The sequence below is a fragment of the Micromonospora sp. ATA51 genome (genome assembly GCF_016802855.1).
Lineage (GTDB): Bacteria > Actinomycetota > Actinomycetes > Mycobacteriales > Micromonosporaceae > Micromonospora > Micromonospora sicca.
On sequence record NZ_JAEVHJ010000663.1, the window covers coordinates 1 to 1,329 of the forward strand.

A 1,329-nucleotide genomic window follows, 5' to 3' on the forward strand; every position below is an offset into this window, starting at 1 on the left:
GGAGTCCGCGCGGCGCGGACGGCCGACGAGGCGGTGGAGGCCGCCGGGCGGCTCGGCTGGCCGGTGGCGTTGAAGGCCGCCGCGCCCGGCCTGCGGCACCGCCTCGACCTCGGGGCGGTCCGTCTCGACCTGGCCGACCCGGCCGCGCTGCGCCGGGCGTACGCGGAGATGGCCCCGGTCTTCGGCCCGGAGGTGCTGGTCCAGCCGATGGTCCCGCCCGGGGTGGCCTGCGTCGTGGAGGTGATGGAGGATCCGGCGTTCGGGCCGGTGGTCGGCTTCGGGCTCGGCGGCGTCGCCACCGAGCTGCTCGGCGACCGGGCCTGGCGGGCGGTGCCGCTGACCGACCGGGACGCCGCCGAACTGGTCGACGAGCCCCGGGCCGCGCCGCTGCTGCGCGGGCACGGGGTGCCGAGCCGGTGGACCGGGCCGCGCTGGTCGACCTGCTGCTGCGGGTCGGCGGCTCGCCGACGAGCAGCCCCGGGTCCGCTCGCTGACCCTCAACCCGGTGCTGGCCCGCCCGGACGGCATCTCGGTGCTGCACGCCTCCGTGCGCACCGGCGCCGAGGCGCCCCGCCCGGACACCGGCCCGCGCCGGCTGTGAGGCTCAGCCCCGGCTGGAGATCTGCTGCACCGCCCAGGCGTTGCCGTCCGGGTCGGTGAAGAAGACGAAGCCCGCGTTGTCCTGCCCGACCGGAGCGGAGAGTCAAGGGCATCGCACGGCGAAGGCCCCGACGAATCGCCGGGGCCTCCGATTCCGACCGCTCAGCAGGCGTACGCCTCCAGGCGGTTCGCCCGCTCCGGGGCGCGCAGCTTGAGCAGCGTCACCTTCTCGATCTGCCGGATCCGCTCCCGGGACAGACCGAACTCCCGGCCCACCTCGTCGAGGGTACGCTGCCGGCCGTCGTCCAGGCCGAACCGGAGCCGGATCACCGCCTGCTCCCGCTGGGAGAGGGTGGCCAGCACGATCCGGACCTCGTTGCGCAGCTCGCCGTTGGCGGCGGCGTCACCCGGCTCGGCACGCGGGTCCACCGCGGCGACGAAGTCACCGAGCGCGCTCTCCCCGTCGTCGCCGACCGCCTGGTCCAGGCTGACCGGCTCCCGGTCGTACGAGATCAGCTCGATCACCTGGAACTCGGGGACGCCCAGCGCGGCGGCCACCTCGGCGACGGTGGGCTCCCGGCCCAGCGAGACCGACAGTTCCCGGCGGGCCCGGACCATCCGGTTGACCTGCTCGACCATGTGCACCGGGATGCGGATGGTGCGGGCCTGGTCGGCCATGGCGCGGGTGATGGCCTGGCGGATCCACCAGGTGGCGTAGGTGGAGAACTT

1 protein-coding gene and 2 pseudogenes are annotated in these 1,329 nt (G+C 75.5%); 1 reads left to right on the top strand and 2 read right to left on the bottom strand.

The window, feature by feature from the left end; genetic code table 11:
• Positions 1 to 601 (top strand): annotated as a pseudogene (locus JNW87_RS38780) (acetate--CoA ligase family protein); the annotation flags it as partial.
• 3 nt (positions 602 to 604) lie between these two features.
• Here JNW87_RS38780 and JNW87_RS38785 read toward each other — a convergent pair.
• Positions 605 to 682 (bottom strand): annotated as a pseudogene (locus JNW87_RS38785) (glyoxalase); the annotation flags it as partial.
• Between the two features lie 80 nt (positions 683 to 762).
• Positions 763 to 1,329 (bottom strand): sigma-70 family RNA polymerase sigma factor (locus JNW87_RS38790; protein ID WP_238455482.1); only part of this gene is annotated, 567 nt, incomplete at its 5' end.